This is a genomic window from Deltaproteobacteria bacterium HGW-Deltaproteobacteria-6 (genome assembly GCA_002840435.1).
Taxonomy (GTDB): Bacteria; Desulfobacterota; Syntrophia; order Syntrophales; family Smithellaceae; genus UBA8904.
The window spans coordinates 751,142-771,699 of sequence record PHAT01000005.1; the positions used below are offsets into that span (position 1 = coordinate 751,142).

Annotated in this window: 23 protein-coding genes; 10 read left to right on the forward strand and 13 right to left on the reverse strand. The window is 51.1% G+C overall.

Annotated features, from left to right (window positions below):
* Nucleotides 1–13 precede the first annotated feature (13 nt).
* The 12 genes from CVU71_13640 to CVU71_13695 form a co-directional block, all read right to left on the reverse strand.
* Nucleotides 14–796 carry an ABC transporter ATP-binding protein gene (locus tag CVU71_13640; GenBank protein PKN18522.1) on the reverse strand — a complete coding sequence of 261 codons (783 nt, stop codon included), beginning with the start codon at nucleotides 794–796 and terminating at the stop codon, nucleotides 14–16.
* Nucleotides 796–1,575 (reverse strand): ABC transporter ATP-binding protein, encoded by a 780-nt coding sequence (locus CVU71_13645; GenBank protein PKN18523.1) that lies wholly within the window; start codon nucleotides 1,573–1,575, stop codon nucleotides 796–798. Before CVU71_13645 ends, CVU71_13640 begins: the two co-directional genes overlap by 1 nt.
* A gap of 215 nt (nucleotides 1,576–1,790) precedes the next feature.
* Nucleotides 1,791–2,987: an ABC transporter substrate-binding protein gene (locus tag CVU71_13650; protein ID PKN18524.1), complete on the reverse strand. Its 1,197-nt coding sequence runs from the start codon at nucleotides 2,985–2,987 to the stop codon at nucleotides 1,791–1,793.
* A gap of 124 nt (nucleotides 2,988–3,111) precedes the next feature.
* Complete coding sequence (locus CVU71_13655; protein PKN18525.1) at nucleotides 3,112–3,597, reverse strand: hypothetical protein; 486 nt, start codon at nucleotides 3,595–3,597, stop codon at nucleotides 3,112–3,114.
* A complete protein-coding gene (locus tag CVU71_13660) occupies nucleotides 3,597–4,472 on the reverse strand; it encodes a branched-chain amino acid ABC transporter permease (protein PKN18526.1) in 876 nt (291 codons plus the stop codon). Before CVU71_13660 ends, CVU71_13655 begins: the two co-directional genes overlap by 1 nt.
* Nucleotides 4,473–4,589: 117 nt before the next feature.
* The gene (locus CVU71_13665; protein ID PKN18527.1) at nucleotides 4,590–5,660 is read right to left on the reverse strand and encodes a branched-chain amino acid ABC transporter permease; all 1,071 of its coding nucleotides are present in this window, start codon (nucleotides 5,658–5,660) and stop codon (nucleotides 4,590–4,592) included.
* A gap of 323 nt (nucleotides 5,661–5,983) precedes the next feature.
* Nucleotides 5,984–7,255 carry a hypothetical protein gene (locus CVU71_13670; protein ID PKN18528.1) on the reverse strand — a complete coding sequence of 424 codons (1,272 nt, stop codon included), beginning with the start codon at nucleotides 7,253–7,255 and terminating at the stop codon, nucleotides 5,984–5,986.
* Between the two features lie 56 nt (nucleotides 7,256–7,311).
* Complete coding sequence (locus CVU71_13675) at nucleotides 7,312–8,070, reverse strand: permease (GenBank protein ID PKN18529.1); 759 nt, start codon at nucleotides 8,068–8,070, stop codon at nucleotides 7,312–7,314.
* A 46-nt stretch (nucleotides 8,071–8,116) separates the two neighbouring features.
* Nucleotides 8,117–9,484, reverse strand: coding sequence for an MFS transporter (locus CVU71_13680; GenBank protein ID PKN18731.1), 1,368 nt, complete (start codon nucleotides 9,482–9,484; stop codon nucleotides 8,117–8,119).
* Between the two features lie 30 nt (nucleotides 9,485–9,514).
* Nucleotides 9,515–10,984, reverse strand: coding sequence for a thymidylate synthase (FAD) (locus CVU71_13685; GenBank protein PKN18530.1), 1,470 nt, complete (start codon nucleotides 10,982–10,984; stop codon nucleotides 9,515–9,517).
* A 41-nt stretch (nucleotides 10,985–11,025) separates the two neighbouring features.
* On the reverse strand, nucleotides 11,026–11,463 hold the full coding sequence (locus tag CVU71_13690) for an SRPBCC domain-containing protein (protein PKN18531.1): 438 nt from the start codon (nucleotides 11,461–11,463) through the stop codon (nucleotides 11,026–11,028).
* 1 nt (nucleotide 11,464) lies between these two features.
* The gene (locus CVU71_13695; protein PKN18532.1) at nucleotides 11,465–12,271 is read right to left on the reverse strand and encodes a glutamate racemase; all 807 of its coding nucleotides are present in this window, start codon (nucleotides 12,269–12,271) and stop codon (nucleotides 11,465–11,467) included.
* A gap of 196 nt (nucleotides 12,272–12,467) precedes the next feature.
* On the opposite strand from CVU71_13695, the gene CVU71_13700 reads away from it, so the two are divergent.
* The 3 genes from CVU71_13700 to CVU71_13710 are packed head-to-tail and all read left to right on the forward strand — an operon-like array spanning nucleotide 12,468 to nucleotide 13,741.
* Nucleotides 12,468–12,926: a pyridoxamine 5'-phosphate oxidase family protein gene (locus tag CVU71_13700; GenBank protein PKN18533.1), complete on the forward strand. Its 459-nt coding sequence runs from the start codon at nucleotides 12,468–12,470 to the stop codon at nucleotides 12,924–12,926.
* 55 nt (nucleotides 12,927–12,981) lie between these two features.
* Nucleotides 12,982–13,386 carry a hypothetical protein gene (locus tag CVU71_13705; GenBank protein ID PKN18534.1) on the forward strand — a complete coding sequence of 135 codons (405 nt, stop codon included), beginning with the start codon at nucleotides 12,982–12,984 and terminating at the stop codon, nucleotides 13,384–13,386.
* A 28-nt stretch (nucleotides 13,387–13,414) separates the two neighbouring features.
* Entirely contained in the window at nucleotides 13,415–13,741 is a 327-nt protein-coding gene (locus tag CVU71_13710) for a hypothetical protein (protein ID PKN18535.1), read from the forward strand.
* Here CVU71_13710 and CVU71_13715 read toward each other — a convergent pair whose 3' ends face one another.
* The gene (locus CVU71_13715) at nucleotides 13,742–14,104 is read right to left on the reverse strand and encodes a hypothetical protein (protein ID PKN18536.1); all 363 of its coding nucleotides are present in this window, start codon (nucleotides 14,102–14,104) and stop codon (nucleotides 13,742–13,744) included. It abuts the gene before it with no gap.
* A gap of 29 nt (nucleotides 14,105–14,133) precedes the next feature.
* Between CVU71_13715 and CVU71_13720 the strand changes: the two genes are divergently transcribed.
* The 7 genes from CVU71_13720 (at nucleotide 14,134) to CVU71_13750 (ending at nucleotide 20,410) form a co-directional block, all read left to right on the forward strand.
* The gene (locus tag CVU71_13720) at nucleotides 14,134–14,406 is read left to right on the forward strand and encodes a hypothetical protein (protein PKN18537.1); all 273 of its coding nucleotides are present in this window, start codon (nucleotides 14,134–14,136) and stop codon (nucleotides 14,404–14,406) included.
* Nucleotides 14,396–15,547 (forward strand): acyl-CoA dehydrogenase, encoded by a 1,152-nt coding sequence (locus tag CVU71_13725; protein PKN18538.1) that lies wholly within the window; start codon nucleotides 14,396–14,398, stop codon nucleotides 15,545–15,547. Before CVU71_13720 ends, CVU71_13725 begins: the two co-directional genes overlap by 11 nt.
* Nucleotides 15,548–15,552: 5 nt before the next feature.
* On the forward strand, nucleotides 15,553–16,380 hold the full coding sequence (locus CVU71_13730) for a hypothetical protein (GenBank protein ID PKN18539.1): 828 nt from the start codon (nucleotides 15,553–15,555) through the stop codon (nucleotides 16,378–16,380).
* A 16-nt stretch (nucleotides 16,381–16,396) separates the two neighbouring features.
* The gene (locus CVU71_13735; GenBank protein PKN18540.1) at nucleotides 16,397–17,398 is read left to right on the forward strand and encodes an electron transfer flavoprotein subunit alpha/FixB family protein; all 1,002 of its coding nucleotides are present in this window, start codon (nucleotides 16,397–16,399) and stop codon (nucleotides 17,396–17,398) included.
* A gap of 25 nt (nucleotides 17,399–17,423) precedes the next feature.
* Nucleotides 17,424–17,834 (forward strand): hypothetical protein, encoded by a 411-nt coding sequence (locus tag CVU71_13740; protein PKN18541.1) that lies wholly within the window; start codon nucleotides 17,424–17,426, stop codon nucleotides 17,832–17,834.
* Between the two features lie 113 nt (nucleotides 17,835–17,947).
* Nucleotides 17,948–18,979, forward strand: a complete 1,032-nt coding sequence (locus CVU71_13745) for a mechanosensitive ion channel protein MscS (GenBank protein ID PKN18732.1) — start codon at nucleotides 17,948–17,950, stop codon at nucleotides 18,977–18,979.
* A 24-nt stretch (nucleotides 18,980–19,003) separates the two neighbouring features.
* Complete coding sequence (locus tag CVU71_13750; GenBank protein PKN18733.1) at nucleotides 19,004–20,410, forward strand: sodium:proton antiporter; 1,407 nt, start codon at nucleotides 19,004–19,006, stop codon at nucleotides 20,408–20,410.
* Nucleotides 20,411–20,558: the final 148 nt, after the last annotated feature.

A 20,558-nucleotide genomic window follows, 5' to 3' on the forward strand; every position in this document is an offset into this window, starting at 1 on the left:
CATACCCGCCGGTTTACCGGAAACGGACTTTTCTTCTATAGCGCTTGTACCCTTTGACCGACTGTTCCGTGGCGATTCCCAGATAGAATTCCTTAATGTCCTGATCTTCCCGGAGGACTTCCGGTTTGTCGGCGCGGACGATTCTGCCGTTTTCCAGCAGGTAGGCGTAGTGAGAATATTTGAGCGCCATATTCACGTTTTGCTCCACCAGGAGAATCGTCATGCCGTCTTTCTCGTTAATATTTTTAATGATCCCGAATATTTCCTTGGTTAAAAGCGGGGAAAGTCCCAAAGAAGGCTCGTCGAGCATGAGCAGTTTGGGGCGGCTCATCAGCGCCCGGCCGATCGCCAGCATCTGCTGTTCGCCGCCGCTCATCAAACCCGCCTGCTGGTTGACCCGTTGCTTTAAAATGGGAAAGTGATGGAAAACATTTTCCAGATCATCCTTGATGTTTTTCCTGTCTCTCCTCGTGTAGGCGCCCATATTGATATTTTCCAGCACCGTGAGTTCGGGAAACACTTCCCGCCCCTCCGGCACGTAGCCGATTCCCATCCTGACGATGTCGGCCGTATCCTTCCGGTCGATGCGTTCTCCCAGAAATTCAATGGTTCCTTTTTCCGGCTGTTCTTCTTTCAGATCATAAAACAGGCGCATGATGGTTTTCAGCGTTGTGGTCTTTCCAGCCCCGTTCGAACCCAGAAGCGCAACGATATCGCCTTGCTTGATTTCAAAGGAAATACCGTGAAGCGCGCGGATCAGATCGTACCATGTCTCGATGTTTTTTACTTTCAGCATTAGATCGCGCCCTCCTCTCCGAGGTAAGCTTTAATGACTTCGGGGTGTTTCTGAACCTCCTGAGGCGTTCCCAGAACAATTTTCTGCCCCTGGCTCATGGCAAAAACACGATCCGAAATCCCCATGATCATGTTCATGTCGTGTTCGATGAGCAGAATCGTTACATTATAGTCTTCGCGGATATCTTTGATCCAGATCGTCAAATCATCCTTTTCCTCCGTGTTCATGCCGGCGGATGGTTCGTCGAGCAGCATCACTTTGGGTTCCAGGGCCAGCGCCCGGCCAACTTCGATCAGTTTGCGCTTGCCGTACGCCAGAGAACCGACAAAATGATCCCGAACGGATTGCAGTTCCAGAAAATCGATAATATTTTCGACTTTTTCACGGTGGGCGATTTCCTCACGGGCGGCGCGGGACCGCTTGCCCCACATGAAAGCGCCTCCGAAAACGCCGGTTTTCATATAAATATGGCGGCCCAGCATGAGATTGTCCATCACCGTCGCGTTGGCGAACAGCTCGATGTTCTGGAAAGTGCGTGCAACGCCTTTCCGGGCGATTCGGTCCGGAGTTTTACCCACCAGATCTTCACCTTCGAGTTTGACGGACCCCTCATTGGGATGATAAATCCCGGAAATCAGGTTGAAGATGGTTGTCTTTCCCGAACCGTTGGGTCCGATGATGGAAAAGATTTCATTCTTCTCGACGCTGAAGCTGATATCATTGACGGCTTTTAATCCGCCAAAGCTGATGCTCAAATGTTCGATATCGAAATAGCCCATGAGATGCCTTTCTCTTTGTCATTTCAACCCCCGGATGAGCGGGATTTTATTTCGGGAGACCCGGGTACGAAGAGGGATTTTAACGTTCCTCTTCGATATGCTTTTCGGAATGACAATATCAATTATAGTAAATCTCTACATTAACAGAAACATAAGACGTATGGCGCCTTGCGGGGGGTGTTCGCTCCCCCCGCAAGGTTCGCGCCCGGGTTTTGCTAGTGCCGGCTGATCTCGTTTTCCGTCCAATCCTGAAGGACGATGTTTTCGCTGTTAGGACCGGCCTGCCAGATCTGAACGGTCTTAGGGGCCTTGTGACTTTTAGCTGTCCAGGTGATCTTCGGACCAACGCCCTGGAAATTCTTGATGCTGTCCAGTTCTTTTTTAACCGCTGCCGTGCTCAAATTCTTGCCGGCTTTTTTCATGGCGTAGACCAGGGGCTCCCCGACGACAATTCCCGCCTGATAGAAAATGCCCCATCTTTCCGTGGGAGCCAGCCGTTTCTGCGCCGCGCGATACTTGTTGATCAGCGGATGATCGGAAAAAGGAGGAACGAAGAATGCGCTGGTGATCACGGCTTCCTTGGACCACAGGCCGTCGGTGATCTTGTTCATCAGAGGATAATCCGACAGGTTGTAGGAGTGAATCCACTGGGGTTTGAAGCCGACGGAAACACTGGTTCTGAGAGCGATAGCCGCCTGGGTCGGCGAGCAGTAGCCGATGACCGCTTCGGCGCCGGAGGCTTTCAGTTTGGCAACCTGCGATGAAAGGTCGCGCTCGGTGGGCTCAACGGGAAGCGCGGCCACCAGTTCCATATTATATTTTTTCAGGCGATATTTAACCGAATCCAGAGCATCCTGGCCGTAGTCGTCATTCTGATAGAACATCGCTATCTTCTTGAATTTCTTTTTTTCAACGGCGAATTTGGCCAGAATACTGGCGTCATCTTCATAGGTTGCCCAGATGTTCCACAGATAGGGATTGTGCGGATCCCAGAACGATCTGGCGCCGGAGCAGGGGGAAATCCAGATGATTTTATTTTCCAGCAGGATTTTATAAACGGACTGACAGCTGGCCGTACCTACGCCGCCGACAAAGGCGAAAATGCCGTACCGCTCAACCAGCTCCTTGACGGCGGCTACGGTCTGGGAAGGGTTGTATTGATCGTCGCGGATGAAGAATTTGATTTTGCGGCCGTTAATGCCGCCTTCTTCGTTGACAATATCGAAGAGGAGCTTACTGCCGCGCGCGACTGCGCCCCACGGCGCCGCCGGACCCGTCTGAGGCCCCCACGCAGCGATGCGAATTTCTTTATCATCAAATCCACGTTCAGTTGCCGCCTGCCCCGCCCCGGTAAGCAGAAAAACGGCGAACAGACAAACAAGCATTACCCTCATCATCTTTTTAGAATCCATAGCCCTTCCTCCTTAAGTTGTTAGTGAAATGCCAAAACTTTTGTTTATGATCCTACAAATGCCCGTTGAACGAATAAAGTTGGTCAAAAAAACAGACATCCTTGCCGGCTCTCAATTGAAGCACCTAGCTTTTGTACCACTTGCCTCCTTCTTTCAGAAAGATGAAACCGATATTGGAGACGGATCGCCGGTTGGTGCCTTCATAGGCAAACGTCACTTCCACTTCCACCTGGGCGATTCTGTCGGCGGCTGACAGCGTCTGGGGATCCTTATTGTTATGAATATAATTCACGCGGACGATCTGATAGGCGACCACGTGATACGGAGCGGCTTTGGCTTCGGCCACATACTGCTGGTAGTTATGCGTCCGGAGATAAACGGATGACGGGGCGAAGCAGGCATAAACGGCAGGGTAATCCCGTCGTATTTCCGCATCGAGAAATTTCCGGGCGGCCTTGAGAACCGCCTGTTCCTCCCGGTCGCCGGCGGATCCGCAAAGGGCGCTTTGAGGAAGACAAAACACCGTTGCCGCAGCCAGGGTCAAGACAATAGCCGACATCAGCCGTATTTTTAAAAATATTCTGCGGGGTGTTCTTCTGTCCATCGTCATTACACTTTCTTTACCCAGTGCTTGGCAAACAGACCGCTTGGGCGTATGCAAAGCACCAGAACGATGACAACAAAAGCCGTGATCGGTTTCCAGACTGGCCAGGCATAACCGAAGAAATTTTCAAGGAGACCCATGATGGCGCCGCCGATCAGCACGCCGGGTATGCTCATGAGTCCGCCCAGAACGGCCGCGGCAAACGCCTTCAAGAACGGTTCCATCATGAATTGCGGATCAAGAATGGTTTTGGCCGTGAGCAGTACGGCGGCGATAAGACCGATGACTGAGCTGAATGCCCAGGAAAAGGCAAACACTCGGTCCGTGTTGATGCCCATGATTTTAGCGGCATGCTTATTCTGCTGGGTTGCGCGCATCGCCGTTCCCAGCTGCGTATACTTGAAGAAGAAAAAGAGAAAAGCCATCACGGCGGCGGCAATGACGAAGACGGCCACCGCCCACTGGCTGATCAAAAACCCTTTGACCGGTTCATAGGTTACCATGTAGGAAATCGGGATGGAAAATTCCTGCTGTTCAGCGCCCCATTTCCAGCTGGCAAATCCCATGCACAGCATTTCCACACCGAGCGTTATGACGATGAGGCTCAAGAGCGTGGGATTTTTAGCGGGCCGGAGAAATATGTACTGGACCAGAACACCCAGGATGGCGGCAAACACAATGGCTGCGGTGAGTGCGGCCCAGAAGGGAAAATGATAAAAAGTCAGTAAGTGAAAAACGATGAAAGTGGAAAACATGGCCATTTCACCTGCGGCGAAATTCATGACCTCCGATGTTTTATAGATAATGACGACCGCCAGACCAAATAGACCGTAGCAGGCGCCCATCGCCAATCCCTCAATTAACAACTGTACGAAAGGCATATTTCCCCCTTATTTCATCGTGGTTTTCCGTTTTGGACCGTTCTTGCGATTCCATCAGCTTTGTCCCGCTGCAAATGACAATTGTGGTTTAATGCTTCCGGTGCGTGTCTGCTGATTTTAAAAAGGCCAGGTCTTCCAGTATTTCTTTACCCGGATCCAGACTCCGAAAATTCCCATAGGTTCAAAAATCATGATGCCTATCATGACCAGCCCCAGGGCGATGGCGCTTAAGTTGTCCATCCCCGTAATGGAGAGCCAGCGCTGCGAAATGGCCACCAGAAAATCACCCACATAGGGAACGTCCTTGACGTTCTTGAAAAGGGCATACATCAGATACGTGATAAAGGCTGCGCCCGTAATGGAGCCCATGATGGAGCCCAGCCCTCCCACGACAATCATGACCAGAAAGTAAATGGACAGAAACATATTGAAGGTGATGGGATCGAAAAATCCGAGAACAAAGGCGAAAAGACCGCCGGCAATCCCGGCATAAAAGGCGCTGACTGCAAATGAAAGGGTTTTGTAAATGGTCAGGTTAATGCCGATAACCTCGGCGGCAATGTCACTGTCCCGGATGGCGACAAAAGCGCGTCCCACTTTTGTTTTTAAAATATTAATCGCCCCCAGAACCATCAGGATGGTGATGATGAGAATGAGATAATACTTGCTCATGTCTGTTGCCAGCGTAAAATTCCAGCCCAGCTGCGGTATTCCGATATCCAGAGCAGGCGCTCTCAGGCCTGAGCGGCCGCCGAAGATTTCCGTATGGCCGATGATGTGCATAATGGCCAGGCCGAAAGCCAGGGTGGCAATTGTCAGATAGGGACCTTCGAGCCTGAGGGCCGGCAAACCCAGGATGAAACCGAAAAAGGCGGCGATAAAAGCCGCGATGATAATGGCCGGGAAAAAAGGTACACCCAGCTTGGTCATCAAAAGCACCGTTCCGTAGGCGCCAATGGCAAAGAATCCGGCATGTCCCAGGGAGATTTGCCCTGTTGACCCGACCAGAATATTGAGACCCACGGCAAGGATGGCGTGAACCATGATCAGGTTAAAGAGGTAAAGGTAGTAGTTTGTGGAAAACAGGGGAAGGGTGAAGAGCAGGACCAGTAAGCAGATTGTCCAGAAAAGAATCGTCCCGCTCTTAAAAAGTTCAATATCTTCGTAATACGCGCGCTTCATGTCCATACGATCATCTACTCCCACTGTTCACTATAAGAGTTGATTACATCTGGTTCAGCTTCAGCTTCCGTTTACGTTTTACTTAGGTGCAATTTATAATAGAGGTGCGACGGATGTGTCAAGGTAATTTGATCTCTGATATAAAATTTGGCGAAACCATGCCTTAAGTTAATAAAATATCAGCCTTTAACAATTATGATTCATCGCGGGTTTACCTTGAGCGGCACATCACCTCATTATCTGATTGCCTGCCAACTTATTACAATGGAGATTTGATGTCAATATGAAATAACCAAATCTATTTCCATACAAACACAGTATGGAAATACTCAGGGCAAGCTTAGGAGATAGGATCTAAGATTAACTTTCTGATTGTTGATGCCGAGCTTGCGGCGAATACGATATCGGTAAACATCAACGGCACTGCTCGAAACACTCATGATGACGGCAATCTCTTTGCTGTTCTTACCATCCTTGATCAGTTGTGCCACCTGAACTTCAGTTGTTGTGAGACTTCTGAATCGGGCGGAGAGCTTCCGGGAGAAGGGCGAAAACATTTCTTCCAGGTTGGACGCTATAAGATCATGGTACATCTGGCGACTTTGTTCCGAACCTCCTTTACGCAATTTGTCCAGATTGGGCATGATCAGTTTTGTAACATTGGCCAGGAGAGTCTGTTCCAACTCCTCCCTGTCCTCGGCCCGCTGCTGAAGCATCACCCGCAGGGTTGTATTCAGGTCCTCCAGGTTCCGTGATTTGGCGAGCAATTCGTTGCCCTTTTCCTCGAGCTCCGTAATATCCATCACTGAGCATACGTGTTTCTTCGTCCCGGGAATGAGGCTGTTCGTGCTGAGCAGGTTCTTGATGTTTCCCTGGCTGTCGACCAGATGAAATTCATAGTTTCTGGGCGCCGCGTTGGGATCCATTCGCCTTAGCCGGTGATTTTCCTCCACACGGCTGCGATCCCTTTCATCGATCAGATCCACCCATGTTCTCTTTCCTTCCCAATCCTCTTTGCGATAACCGGTCAGCTTTTCAAATTCCGCGTTGATCAGAGACAGTGTCTTGTCTTCTTCGATAATGACCGTCGCGGTGCCTGTCGTTTCGAAAATGGTACGGTACAGGTCTTCTGATTCCGCCAGTTTCTTTTCCGTCATTTTCTGTTGTGTAATGTCCATGTCACTGCCCAGGATGGCCGGTTTTCCTTCAAAACTAATGGAGGCGACAACTTCCAGCAGCCAACGGATTTCACCCTGCTTCGTGATGATTCTGAATTCATAAGGTCGTAATAACCTGCCGTTCAGCATGGCCAATGAGTTATTCTTCACCGCAAGCTGATCGTCGGGATGAACCATAAAATCCGCCCGGCTCCCGATGATCTCTTCCGGAGTATAGCCTGTAAAAGAGACCACCATGGGATTGATCATGCGGAACCTGCCTCCCGAGAATATGCAGTAGCCGGTCAGAGACTTTTTCAAAAGGGTGTCCTGAATGTGTTGACTTTCAATCAGGATTTTGTTTTGGTTGCCGAGCCTTTCGACTTCCGCTTCCAGTAACTGGATTCTGCTTTCCAGGTCCGGCAGGGTTCTTTCATTTTCCATATCGTATCAGCCTCTGATCAGTATTTTTGCTTCCCGCAAAGCAAGCTCTTAAAAAATCATTCAGGCGCCTTTGACCGGGCGTAGCTCACACCCATAAAAATGATTGCCGCGATGAACGCCAGGCGAAGCGGCGTGTCCGGAATAAAGTTGGCGATATTGCCTCCCAGAAAGGCGCCCAGCACAATACCCGGGATCAGCCCGGGCAGAAACCCTTTGACGACATTCCCCAGTTCATGATGAGCCAGGGCGCCTGCCGCGCCCAAAGGAACCATCACCAGCAGTGAAGTTCCCTGCGCCACGTGCTGACCGAACCCGGTGAGTAAGACCATGGCGGGAACCATGATGGTTCCGCCGCCCACGCCCATCATACCCGAAAGAAATCCGGTGGCGGCTCCCGTCATCAGGAAAATGAGGATGTTCACATAAAGCGGATGATGGATGCCGGTCTCATGCAGGTAGGGCTTGATCAGCATAAGGGCGGCGCAAAATATCAAAAATGCTCCAAACGCCCGCTTGAGCTTCCATCCGGGGAGGGCGTTGGCAAAATACGCTCCGGTTCTGGCAGTTATAATCGCCGTGATGGAAAGCGACCCGGCCGCCAGAAAATCAATATTGCCCTGCAGGCCATAGATCAGTGCCCCGGCGATTCCGGTGAAGATCAGGGCGACCAGACTGGTTCCGTGCGCCTGATGCTGACTGAATTTCAAGACGCTGATCATCAGGGGAATCATAATCAGGCCGCCGCCCAGACCAATCAGGCCTCCGAACAATCCGGCGGCAAGTCCGATGGCCAGGCTGACTGAATTATTTTTCATTTCCGTATCCCGCAAAAAAAATAAAAGATGCGATGCGCCCCGGCAATTATTTATGCACACGCCCGCGGGCCAGCGAGGCCCCGACGCCCGCCAGGCAGGTCACCGCCAGAATTCCAAAAATAATTTTGGCGCTCACAATTAACAGCGCGCCGTTCTCCTGGGTGATGCTCCGGCTGCCGATGATCCAGGCAAAAACCAGCAGGGCAATTCCCATGCTTAACATCTGCCCCACCAGTCTCATGGTGGCCTGTGTTGCCGAGGCAATGCCGTAAAATTTGTTCTCCACCGAACTCATGACGGCGTTGATATTGGGAGAAGAAAAAAAAGCAAAACCGATTCCCAGTAAAACCAGGCACATCAGAATATAATGAATGGATGTGCCTGCCGCAATGAATATCAGTGCAAAAAGGCCGATGACGGTCATTGCCATCCCGATGGAGGAGATGATTCTCGGTTCATACCGATCGGACAGCCTTCCGGCCAGCGGCGAAAAAACCGCCTGCATCAGCGGCTCGATCACCAGCACAATGCCGGTCTGCGAAGGGGTCATCATTTTAACGTGCTGCAAATAAAGGCTCAGTAGAAAGGTGACCGCAAAGGTGGCGCAATAGTTGATGAGCGCCGCCAGATTGGAAAAAGCAAAGATACGATTGTCCATAAACAGGTGAATATTGAGCAGGGGAAAAGGCTTTTTCAACTGCCGTCGAATGAAGAAGATAAAACAGATCATTCCGATGACAATCAACGCACCGCCGGCCACGGAGGGGAGTTGTGAGAAACCGTACATCAGGGCAAACAAAGCGATCGCGTAAAGAAAGGAACCGGTCAGATCGAATTCCTCCGCTTTGGCGGCAGGCCGTTCTTCCTTCGGGATGAAGGCGGCAAACAGGGCTGCCGACAGGCCCAGCAAGGCGTTGAAAATAAAGATGGTTTTCCATCCCAGATGTTCGGTGAGGAAACCGCCGATGAAGGGGCCGCAGGTCAGGCCGATGTAAACCGCGGCAATATTGATGCCCAGTATTTTGCCGCGAACGTTTTCCGGGTAAGCGGATATCAACATGGCCGTACCGGTGCTGAAAATCATTGCGCCGCCGATCCCCTGAAAAACGCGCAGGGCGATGAAGACGCTTTCCGTTGCCGCCCCGATGCATAAAAACGACGACAGGGCAAAGATCAGCGAGCCCCCGAGAAAAAATATTTTTCGTCCGTAAATGTCCGCCAGCCGTCCCATCGGCACCAGCATGATGGCCGCAGCCAGCAGAAAAGACGAGGCCACCCAGCTTAAGGACAGGGCGTTCATGGAAAAATCGCGGGCGATCATCGGGAGCGCGACATTGACGGACGAACCCATAAAGGGCGTCGTAAAGGAACTGATGGTGGTGGCCAGAAGAACGATGGGCAGTTTTCTTTTCATGGTCATGTGGTCACGTGAATCGAAAGGGCATTACGTCCCGGGGAAATTTTTTTTCCGCTGCGCGGCAAATCCGTCTTTTCCGCAGGACATCATCAGCGTAAGAGGCATGACCTTGCGTGCCTGTCTCAGCATTTTCCCCGATAAGTCCCGTATATCCCACTGGGCATGCTGATCCACCCGCAGGCGGGCTAAATGGTAAAGCTCCCGCGCGTTGAGTTTCATCAAAACCCGTTTGCGATGCGCATTGGTCAGCACATAGGCCGCGGCCTCATGATTCTTCCGTTTGATGGCCGCGTAGGCCATGTTGGTCTTATGGATCATCGCCATGAACTCTTTCTGCCGGCCGATGGCCTGCACCGACGGAGGTATGGTGACGCCCAGGGCCGGGTCATAGTCCTGGCTTATGATGGTTGCCATCCGGTGCCTCTTGAGCTGCGCAAAACAACTGGCGCTCATGATCAGCTCAAACTGCAGGTCGATATTTTCAAGTTCCCTCAGGACGGCGTCGTAAGCCTGCAGGTTGGCAAAGGCGGTTTTGAACAGGGCTTTGGCATCGCGAAGACCCATCCTTTTGGCCTCTTTCAGGCAATGGGCGTAACTCAGGCCGGATGATGAGAAAAGCAGCGCGGCGGCGGCTTGACTATCAGCTTCGGGTGTCACAAACAGAAGCTGAACCTCGGCTGATTTTCCCTTGCCTGTCGCCATGGATTTTTTCGGGGGAAATTTTTCAGCCTGTTTTTGCAAATTCCGGCGGGTCAGCCGGTCATAGTCTGTTGCCTGCGTGTAGCGGATGAGCGAGGGCGCGATGTCTTTGGTTGCGGCATAGAGCTTTTCGCTGTAAATGCGCGCTTCATTAAGCGGGATGGCCGAAAGCCGTCTCAGCATCAGCTCCAGATGGCGGGCGTTGATGGTCATGCCCAGCTGCGTTTCAGTGGCCAGTGCGATGGCGTAACGCGCGTCTTCCTTGGCCCAGCCTTCCAATAACGATTTATTGGCGGGATTTTCGGCCAGTGCTTTGTTTTGTTCGAATACATGGGGGCGAAGCTGTGCATAGAGCTCGTGATAAAAATCGTTTTGCATGGTGACGGTTTCGATAAACAAATCCGTCAAACCCGTTTCAACGATTTCTTCGGGCACTACAAAATCCTTGTCAAACAGAACATAGCGCTGCGATTTCTCGGTATAGGAGCACAAGCGAAACTTTTCAATTTCTTCCACAAGCAGGCGGGAAACACTGATGACGTCGATGTTGAAGACGGCATGCTCGGCCACCGAGCTGTGCCCCATTTCAAAAACGATGTTGCGGTTGGACTTGCGGGCCTTGTCAACTTCGGCACGGGCGTCCGCCCGAAGTGCGTCAACCGGTTTGGGACTGCGGCTGATGCGCGCGTAGGCGGCGGAAATCGTTTCCGGGGTGATGTCCTGTTTAAATCCGCTTTTTTCCTGAAGTTCGCGAATCAGATCGTAATCAATATTGTAACCAGCCAGCAGAATTTTCATAAGTTGTTTTTCATCCTTGAATGGTCTTGTTTATCTGTTGCTCAGGCTTCGGCGCGCGCCTTCAGCGCCCGATTCATTTCTTCAAAGCCCCTCTTCGTATCCCGGTCAAGGCTGTTTCTGAATAGCGGAACCAGAATCCCGCTGAAACGTTCATTTTGCCGAAACCGAACTTTCCCGGGGGCGACAGGTTCGATTACCAGACGGTGTTCTCCGTCAAATAAGCCGGGGAGCATCAGGCGGCCAAGCCAGCGAAGTTCCCGGCCGGGATCGGCGACCAGAATAGACGGACGGAAGGTCATGCCTTTTGCGCCACTGGGCTGAATCCGCACCTCCAGCCGTGAGCCCTGCGCCATGACGCCACGGATGGACCGGATGAACGGATTCCATTCAGGGTAGGCGGCAAAGTCCGCGAGAATCGACCAGACCCGCTGAGCTTCCGCGTCGATTTCAATTTCCGTCTGCAACTGATGGCTGTTCATTTCAGAGTCGCACCATTTCTACGCGCGCCAGTGTCCGTCCGAGAAATCGTTCACCGATGGTCTGAAAACGATATGGTACGTCACTGACGCAAAACAGGTAGTCCGGCGACAGGCGGCTTTTGTTGCCGAGATTTTCACGATTAATCAGGTCTGCGGCAATTTCCGCCATGGCCTCCGCCGAGTCGATCAGCCGGACCTTTGGACCGCAGATATCCTGAAACAGGGGTTTCAACAGCGGATAATGCGTACAGCCCAGCACCAGAGTGTCGATTTGTTCAGCCATGACCGGCTTCAGGTATTCTTCAGCGACAAGCCTGGTGGCTGCGTGATCAAACCATCCTTCTTCCACCAGCGGCACAAACAGAGGGCAGGCCTGCGAAAAAACTCTGGCGTCGCGATCCAGCAGATGAATGGCCCGGGCATAAGCATTGGAGTTGATCGTCGCGGGCGTGCCGATCACGCCGATGGCCCTTGTCCGGGTTTCGGTTACCGCGATTTTTGCGCTGGCTTCAATGACCTCCAATACCGGTACGGGGGACAAATCCCTGATGGCCTGGTAGGCCACTGCAGCCATGGTGTTGCATGCGACAATCAGAAGCTTGACGTCTTTCTTCAGCAGATATTCCGTAATCTGCATCGCGTAACGGTTGATCGTTTCCACGGATTTGATGCCGTAAGGCACGCGCGCCGTGTCGCCGAAGTAAATAATATTTTCAAAAGGCAGGCGTTCCATGAGCGCGCGCACGACGGTCAACCCGCCGATGCCGGAATCAAAAACGCCGATCGCCCGGTTTGTTTTATTGTCCATGTTTTTTTCTCTCACATCCGTATTATAAAGTCATCGACTTTTTTTGGCCGTTCGGATAAAAATACAAAGCGAAAGCTGTCCTGAAAAAGTCGATCGGAAAAAGTGGTGCTTTTTTATCATAACTTTCTAAAACATGCCAAGAGTTCTTCGGAACCGCTTGTTTTTGCATGGTTAAAAATGAAAGGGGAACCAGTCGATGCGCCGTTCGGATAAAGAGATAAAAGATCCCGGGGAAATTGACGCTGTTTTGCAGGACGCAATGGTCTGCCGGATCGCGATGGCCGCAGGCGGCAGTCCTTATATTGTTCCGGTTAATTTTGCGGTGAGCGGTCATCAGCTTTATTTCCACTGTGCAAAATCGGGCAAAAAAATCGACATGCTGCGGGGCAATCCTTCGATTTGCTTTGAAGTGGATATTCCCGGCGATCTCGTCTGCGGCAAGTTGGCCTGTTCGTGGGGCATGAAATACAAAAGCGTGATCGGTTTCGGTCAGGCTTATTTTATTGAAGAAGCCGGCGGAAAGAAGAAAGCGCTCGATCTGCTGATGAAAAAATATGCGGGGCGGGAGTCCTTTGATTATGGCGACGATGCGCTGGACAAAGTTCTGGTGATTGGTGTAAACATAGAGAGCCTGTCGGGGAAGAAATCAGGTTGAGATAAAGATTGTTTTTTTATCGCATTTTCACAGGCCATGATGAAGGTGGGCAGCCATGAGTTACAACAAGATTGTACTCCGCTATGTCGATGGGCGCACCAGAAAAGGCACCACCGGTAATTTTTCACCCGACCGTGAAAAGTTTCACGTAACGCCGGCAGGCGCGACACCGGAGAGTATGCCGCTTGAAGTGCATACAGGCGACCTTAAGGCCATCTTCTTTGTCAGGGAATTTGAGGGCAACAGGGAGTATCAGGACCATAAATTTTTCGATGCTGGTTTAACGGTAATCGGACGGAAGGTCAAAGTGGTTTTTAATGACGGCGAGGTGCTTGTGGGTTCAACGACCAGCTACAATCCCGATCGCCAGGGGTTTTTTATCAATCCGGCCGACCCCAAATCCAATATCGAGCGCTGCTTCGTGGTGAAAAAGGCAACAAGCAAAATAACAATCATCTGAAACTAAGCTAAAGGGAATGCTCAGCGATATGCCAATTTATTTACAAATAATTTTACTGATTGCCGCCTTCATCGTCTTTGTTGTGGCGGCCATGTACTTGACCGGATTGGGTTTGCGGCGCGTTTGCTTCAAAATTATCGCCGACCTGGAAGCAGCCGGCGCGGTGAAAGCCTCTAAAGCAGTCAGACTGCAGGATGAACGAAAAAATTTCTTTCGCGTCGGCACGGGCAATCTGCGGCCCAAGGCGCTGAATCTATTGATTGCCGACAAACTGATCATCAAGACGCCGGAGAACAAATACTATCTGGACAGGGAGAAGCTGGCCGAGGTGAAGAGTACGATCGGCAAGTCCTGATTACCGGATGGTCAGCGCCGAAAAAACATCCAGAATCCCTTCATCCGTAAAGAAGTATAATTCATGCGCTGCGACCTGCTGGCTTTTGTCGGCGGATTCCTGAAGCACGGGAATAATCTCGATAGATCGTATATTCATCCATTTGCTGTCCATGTTGATGCGAACCACGACGCCCTGCTCGTTGACCTCATGCGGGATTTTATAAGATGTCAGCACCCGGACGATAAAGTCGTTCTTTTGCCGGGTCACATGAACTGCCCGCTCATGGAGCGCACGAATCTTGCCGTATTCCTGCGCCTGCGCGGCTGGCAAAAAAGAAAACAATAAAACCGCTGTGAGCAAAGTGATAAATATATTTTTCATATTAACCTCCTCCTGCAGGGGTGAATCGGTTGCCCGGAAATTTTCATTCATTTTCGATTTATGGAATTGTTTATAATATATTGACGCGTCTCAAGCAAACTTTTTTCCGGCGCACGGCCCGCTCGTCCACGACGGTCTTTATAGGGTTATCGGGCGGCGGCAATTTTTTTCCTCCCTACAATATGATTGACTTTGCCGCGGCTTTTTTCTATATGCCAGATGAATTTCATAGTCGTATCATTCATGCAGGGACGGCATATTTTCCGACCCTGCAATTCCGGGAGAGGGAAATTGCAATTTAACCCGTGTGTGAAGCATAAACTGATCCGCAATTCCGCGCGGCATTTTGCCGAAACGGAACTGGCGCCGATCGCTGCGGAAATTGACCAGCAGAGAAGGTTTCCGCGAGACATTATCGCCAGGATGAGGGATCTCAACTATTTCGGACTGCAAGTCCCCGAAGCATACGGCGGTGCGGCTCTGGATTCTATCAGCACGGCCATTGTGGTGGAAGAAATTTCCCGCGTCTGTGCGGCGGTCGGTCTGTGCGTGACGGTTCATAACGGTGTGGCCGTTTATCCTTTTCTGCAATTTGCCAACGCCTCGCAAAAAGAAATGTATCTTCCGCAACTGGCTTCGGGCAACATGATCGGCGCGTTCAGCCTGACGGAAGCCAACGCGGGCTCGGATGCGGGCAGCGTGGAAACCACGGCCGTTAAAAACGGGTCACATTACATTTTGAACGGAACAAAAATATTTGTCACCAACGGCGGGGTTTGTGACGTCGCTTTAATTTTTGCGTTAACGTCATCACCCGACAACAAACTGCAAAGCAGCGTTTTTATTGTCGAGAGCGGATTTCCGGGGTTTTTACGGGGGGAACTCGAAGATCTCTGCGGCATGCGCGCCAATCCCGTTTCATCGCTGTTTTTTGAAGACTGTCCGGTGCCTGCGGCAAATCTTCTGGGACAGCAGGGCGACGGCATGAAGATCGGCCTGGCAACGCTCGACAACGGGCGGATCGGCGTGGCCGCTCAGGCTCTGGGCATTGCGCAGGGCGCCATGGAAGCGGCGGTGAAATACGCAAAGGAAAGACAGCAATTCAAAAAACCCATTGCCTCGCAGCAGACGATTCAAAATTATATCGCCGATATGGCCACGGAAATCATGGCTGCGCGTCTTCTGCTGTATCGTGCCTGTGATCTCAAAGACGCAGGGGCTTCTTTCGGCTGCGAAGCGTCGATGGCCAAACTGTATTGCAGTACGGTCGCGTCGAAGGTGACGTCTCTGGCCGTTCAGATTCACGGCGGTTACGGCTACAGTAAGGAATATGATGTGGAACGTTATTTCCGGGATGCCAAGGTCACGGAAATTTATGAAGGGACAAGCGAAATCCAGCGCATGGTTATCGCCCGTGCCATCCTGTCCCAATCGATGATGTGAGTGCTATGCTGAATATTGTGGTGTGTATTAAACAGGTGCCGATGGTCACCGAACTGCCCTGGGATGAAAAAACCGGTACGCTCAGACGTGATCTGGCGGCGGGAATGATGAATCCCGCCTGCAAGCGCGCCGTGGAAGCGGCGCTCCAGGTAAAAGAAAAACAGGGCGCGGTCATCACGGTCATGACAATGGGGCCGCCCGCCGCGGAGGAAGTTCTGCGTGAAGCGCTGGCCATGGGAGCGGACCGGGGCATCCTGATTTGCGACCGGATTCTGGCCGGCTCCGATACGTATGCCACATCCTTTATCCTGGCTGCGGCGATTCAAAAGGAAGTGGCCGGTTGTCATCTGATTTTATGCGGCGCCTACACATCGGACAGCGAGACCGCTCAGGTCGGACCCCAGCTGGCGGAAGAGTTGAATATGCCGGCGGTGGCCTACGCGGAAGATCTGGCTATCTCCGGGCGCCTGCTGAGAGTCCGGAGATTGGTGGACAATTTCCGCGAAACACTGGAAATGGAATTCCCGGCGCTGGTCACGATTTCCATGGAAAGATATGAACCGCGCTACGCGTCTTTTTCCGGTCTGAATAAGGCTTTTAATGAAAAGGATATTGCCATCCTGAACGCGCAGCAGCTGGGCATCACTTCCGATAATCTTCATCAACACGGATCGCGAACAAAAGTGCGCAAAGTTTTTCTCCGCAAAACACAAAAGGAAAATGTGGTGATTACAGGAGCCGCGGCCAATGCGGTTGCCGAATTTCTGGACAAGTACCAGGGGAATATCAGCGCGGTGCTCGGAAAATCGATCGAAGCGAAAAAACAAACCTAGGGCCAATGATTTGAAAATGACTAAAAAACAAAAAAGCATCTGGGTATTCGGCGATTACCGCAATTACTACCAGAACCGCGTGACGCTGCAACTGATTTCCAAGGCGGTTGATCTGGCGCGCATCATCCATGCGGAAGTATGCGCAGTGGTTGTCGGCCATGATCTGGAGGAATGGATTATGGAATACACCGCGCACGGTGCGGATCGTATTCTGGCCATCGACCATCCTACGCTTACAAGCTACAGCACGGAGCATTATCTGGCGCTGATGGAAAAACTGGCGGTAAAAAGAGACCCGGATATCATCCTGATCGGCGCAACCGACTTTGGCCGGGAATTTGCTCCCCGACTGGCCAAGCGTTTGAAGACCGGTTTGTCCGCCGACTGTGTCGGTCTGGACATCACACCGGACGGGCTGCTTTTGCAAATCGCGCCGTCGTTCGGGGGCAACATGCTGGCGGAAATCGTTACGGAACAGCATCGTCCGCAGATGGCCACCGTTCGTCCCGGGACGTTCAAGGAAATACCCCACAATTACGAAAGAACGGCCGTCGTGGAACGTTTGCGGCTACCGTCCAATCTGCCCGTTCCGAGGGTTCGTCTGGTCGAGTATGAGCGGGCGGCGCAAAAAGGCCACACGATTGAAAATGCCACGGTGATTGTCTGCGGCGGCCGCGGCATGGGCGGCAAAAACAATTTTAAAAAACTCGATGAACTGGCCAGGCTGCTGGGCGGAGACGTCGGCGCGACAAGGCCGGTGGTTTACGCAGGCTGGGCGGGACACGATGCCCTGGTCGGACAGGCGGGGAAACATATCAAACCTAAAATTCTATTTTCCTTCGGCATCAGCGGCGCGATTCAACACACCGCGGGTCTGGGCGAAGCCGATTTTATCATCGCGGTCAACAAGAACCCGCAGGCAACGATGATGAAAATGGCCGATGTCGCTATTGTGGCTGATGCCGGGGACCTGCTCAATACGCTGATTAAGGAACTCAAAAAGCGCATCCGCGAGTGACGGCAAACCACTGCACGGAGGTTTCATGAAAGATTTTCAAAATATGTTATACGCTATAGATCTGGATGCGGATAATATTTCTTCCGTTATTTATGCGCTGGAATTCGCGCAAAGGTTCAAAAGCCGCATTCACATTGTTTATGTCAATGATCCTCAGGCCGGCTATCGTCATCCGGCGGATCGGGAAGACGCCATAGCCTTGAAAGTAAAAGCAATTGCCCCCGCGTTTTTATTGGAGCAACTGGACATAGTTTACGCCAGTTCCAAGGGAAACATCGCGGAAGAAATCGTCAAATATGCCGGGAACCATCAAATTGATCTGATCCTTGTCGGACATCAGCACCGCAGCAAAGTTTATTCGTCAATGTTTGACAGCAGCGATGTGAATATCATCGACACGGCTCTCTTGCCTGTTTTAGTCATTCCGGAGCCGTAGATAATATCTCATTGTTGGAATGCTTCGGAAAATTAAATAATTTAAAATTACGCATCGCAGCGCAGCATCAGGAAACGATCATGGAGCTTTTGGATAAAATTTATTTAGGCAATATGTTGCAGGACTGGCTCATGGCCGTCTGCATTTTGATGGCGGTGTTCGCCATGCTGAAGATCCTTCAGCGCATAGCCATCGCCAGACTGTCCAAACTGGCGGCAACAACGGATAACCAGATTGACGATCTTGCAGTCGCCATGCTCAGGGAAACCAGGTTTTTCATCCTGCTTATGGCCTCCGCCTATGTTGCCTCTCACGCCGTCACCCTTAAACCGTCTATTGCGGTCTTGTGGCAAAAAGCGGTGATGCTGATGCTGATTATCCAGGGGGGCCTCTGGGCTGCCGCCGGTGTGAAATTCTGGCTTGGTCTGATGCTTCAAAAACGGATGGATCAGGACGCGTCTGGCGCCACAACCATTTCTTTGCTCGGTTTTGTGGCGCGTCTGATTTTGTGGGTGATGGTTCTGCTTTTAATTCTGGATAATCTCGGCGTCAACATCACCGGTCTGGTCGCCGGTTTGGGGATCGGCGGCATCGCTGTGGCTCTGGCGGTGCAGAATATTCTGGGTGATCTGCTGGCCTCGTTGTCGATTGTGTTAGACAAGCCCTTTGTCATCGGCGATTTTGTCGTGGTCGATGCTCTGGCCGGCACCATTGAACATATTGGCTTAAAAACCACGCGCATCCGCAGTCTGAGCGGCGAACAACTCATCTTTGCCAATAACGATCTGTTGAAAAGCCGTATTCGCAATTACAAACGCATGACGGAACGTCGTATTGTTTTCAGCTTCGGTGTCGTGTATCAAACCCCGCTTCCAAAACTGAAGGCCATCAAAGAGATCGTCAGTGATATTATCATCAAAGAGGAAAACCCCCGCCTTGATCGTGTTCACTTCAAGGAATACGGTGATTCATCCATCAACTATGAAGTCGTTTATTTCGTGACGGTACCGGATTATAATCTGTATATGGATGTCCAGGAATCAATCAATCTGGAAATCTTCCGCCGCTTCGCACAAGAGAGTATAGAGTTTGCTTATCCGACGAGGACCGTTTTTATCCGGAATTCATCAGAGAAAGTTGAATAGAAGCGCATGAAAAAAACCGGATTTATGCTATGCCCGATTTTTGTTTTATGGCTGATTTTTCCCGTAACCTGTTTTGCTCTCGCCCCGGCCCTTAATATCGGCGCCGCCCTGCCGCTGTGGTCGATCCTGCCGTTTGCGGGTATTCTGCTTTCGATTGCGCTGATGCCCTTATTCCTGCCTCATTTCTGGCATCATCATTTTCCCAAAGTGTCCGCTTTCTGGGCGCTGGTGCTGGCCATTCCTTTTATCTATTTTTTCCGGGATGTTGCGGTCTATGAAATGGCCCATATTTTTATTATTGATTATATTCCTTTCATCATTTTGCTGTGGGCGCTGTTTACCGTTTCCGGCGGCATTTATATTAAAGGTACTTTGAAAGGAACGCCTGCCGTCAACACCCTGATCCTGCTTGTCGGAACCGTTCTGGCATCGGTCATCGGCACGACTGGCGCTTCCATGCTGCTGATCCGGCCGATACTGCGCTCAAATGGCTGGCGTGTGCATAAAGCCCATACGATTGTATTTTTTATTTTTCTGGTCAGCAATATCGGCGGTTCGCTAACCCCACTGGGCGATCCTCCCTTGTTTCTGGGATTTCTCCACGGCGTTCCTTTTTTCTGGACGATGCATATCCTCCCGGAAATGGCCTTTGCCAGCGTTGCTCTCCTGGTGCTTTATTTCATGCTGGATTCTTTCTACTATAAAAAAGAAAGCCACACCGACGCTCCCGATACCGCGCCGGAACCGGTAAAAATTGAGGGGTCTTACAATTTCATTTTCCTGGCGGGAATTATTGCCGCCGTTTTGTTCAGCGGCACGGTTAAACTGGGTGAAGTGGATATCGCAGGCATTCATCAAACCATCGAGAACTTAATCAAAGACACCGTTCTGATCGTCATGGGAATTTTATCCCTTGTCTTCACCCGTCAGGAAGTCCGTAAAGGCAACGATTTCAGCTGGGCCCCCATTCTGGAAGTAGCCTATCTTTTTGCCGGGATTTTTATAACCATCATTCCCGCGCTGGCAATCCTGAAAGCAGGCGAACAAGGGGCGCTGGCCTGGCTGATTAAAGCCGTCAACACTCCGGCCCACTATTTCTGGGCCACAGGTTCATTATCCAGTTTTCTGGATAATGCCCCGACTTATCTGACCTTTTTCAACAGCGCGCTGGGTAAGTTTTATCCCGGTGTCCCCGAGACGCAGGCTGTTGCCCGTCTGATCACTGAAAAAATCCCGTATCTGGCTGCTATTTCAGCGGGAGCGGTTTTTATGGGGGCTAATACCTACATCGGCAATGCGCCCAACTTTATGGTGAAGTCGATTGCTGAAGAAGCAGGCGTCAAAATGCCTAGCTTCTTTGGTTACATGTTTAAATATTCCATTCCTGTTCTGGTTGTTTTGTTTGTCGTCATCACACTTATTTTCTTCTAATATTTCAACGACATGCCTGAGTATAAAAATCGCTTGAAGATGTTAGGGAAAGCAGATAAGGTGCAACCGGCTTTGCATTGAGGTGTTGCCGTTGTTATCTTATCTACATCGCCGCCTGAGAATGATAAAGTTAGCTAAAGAAGAATAT

Excerpts from the sequence above, each read along its gene's own strand:
- CVU71_13740 (PKN18541.1), top strand. The coding sequence starts at position 17,424 with ATGAAAGATTTTCAAAATATGTTATACGCTATAGATCTGGATGCGGAT.
- CVU71_13730 (PKN18539.1), top strand. The coding sequence starts at position 15,553 with ATGCTGAATATTGTGGTGTGTATTAAACAGGTGCCGATGGTCACCGAA.
- CVU71_13685 (PKN18530.1), bottom strand. The coding sequence starts at position 10,984 with ATGAAAATTCTGCTGGCTGGTTACAATATTGATTACGATCTGATTCGC.
- CVU71_13680 (PKN18731.1), bottom strand. The coding sequence starts at position 9,484 with ATGAAAAGAAAACTGCCCATCGTTCTTCTGGCCACCACCATCAGTTCC.
- CVU71_13655 (PKN18525.1), bottom strand. The coding sequence starts at position 3,597 with ATGACGATGGACAGAAGAACACCCCGCAGAATATTTTTAAAAATACGG.
- CVU71_13645 (PKN18523.1), bottom strand. The coding sequence starts at position 1,575 with ATGGGCTATTTCGATATCGAACATTTGAGCATCAGCTTTGGCGGATTA.
- CVU71_13650 (PKN18524.1), bottom strand. The coding sequence starts at position 2,987 with ATGGATTCTAAAAAGATGATGAGGGTAATGCTTGTTTGTCTGTTCGCC.
- CVU71_13735 (PKN18540.1), top strand. The coding sequence starts at position 16,397 with ATGACTAAAAAACAAAAAAGCATCTGGGTATTCGGCGATTACCGCAAT.
- CVU71_13705 (PKN18534.1), top strand. The coding sequence starts at position 12,982 with ATGAGTTACAACAAGATTGTACTCCGCTATGTCGATGGGCGCACCAGA.
- CVU71_13690 (PKN18531.1), bottom strand. The coding sequence starts at position 11,463 with ATGAACAGCCATCAGTTGCAGACGGAAATTGAAATCGACGCGGAAGCT.
- CVU71_13640 (PKN18522.1), bottom strand. The coding sequence starts at position 796 with ATGCTGAAAGTAAAAAACATCGAGACATGGTACGATCTGATCCGCGCG.
- CVU71_13700 (PKN18533.1), top strand. The coding sequence starts at position 12,468 with ATGCGCCGTTCGGATAAAGAGATAAAAGATCCCGGGGAAATTGACGCT.
- CVU71_13750 (PKN18733.1), top strand. The coding sequence starts at position 19,004 with ATGCTATGCCCGATTTTTGTTTTATGGCTGATTTTTCCCGTAACCTGT.
- CVU71_13745 (PKN18732.1), top strand. The coding sequence starts at position 17,948 with ATGTTGCAGGACTGGCTCATGGCCGTCTGCATTTTGATGGCGGTGTTC.
- CVU71_13715 (PKN18536.1), bottom strand. The coding sequence starts at position 14,104 with ATGAAAAATATATTTATCACTTTGCTCACAGCGGTTTTATTGTTTTCT.
- CVU71_13675 (PKN18529.1), bottom strand. The coding sequence starts at position 8,070 with ATGAAAAATAATTCAGTCAGCCTGGCCATCGGACTTGCCGCCGGATTG.
- CVU71_13695 (PKN18532.1), bottom strand. The coding sequence starts at position 12,271 with ATGGACAATAAAACAAACCGGGCGATCGGCGTTTTTGATTCCGGCATC.
- CVU71_13665 (PKN18527.1), bottom strand. The coding sequence starts at position 5,660 with ATGGACATGAAGCGCGCGTATTACGAAGATATTGAACTTTTTAAGAGC.
- CVU71_13670 (PKN18528.1), bottom strand. The coding sequence starts at position 7,255 with ATGGAAAATGAAAGAACCCTGCCGGACCTGGAAAGCAGAATCCAGTTA.
- CVU71_13660 (PKN18526.1), bottom strand. The coding sequence starts at position 4,472 with ATGCCTTTCGTACAGTTGTTAATTGAGGGATTGGCGATGGGCGCCTGC.
- CVU71_13710 (PKN18535.1), top strand. The coding sequence starts at position 13,415 with ATGCCAATTTATTTACAAATAATTTTACTGATTGCCGCCTTCATCGTC.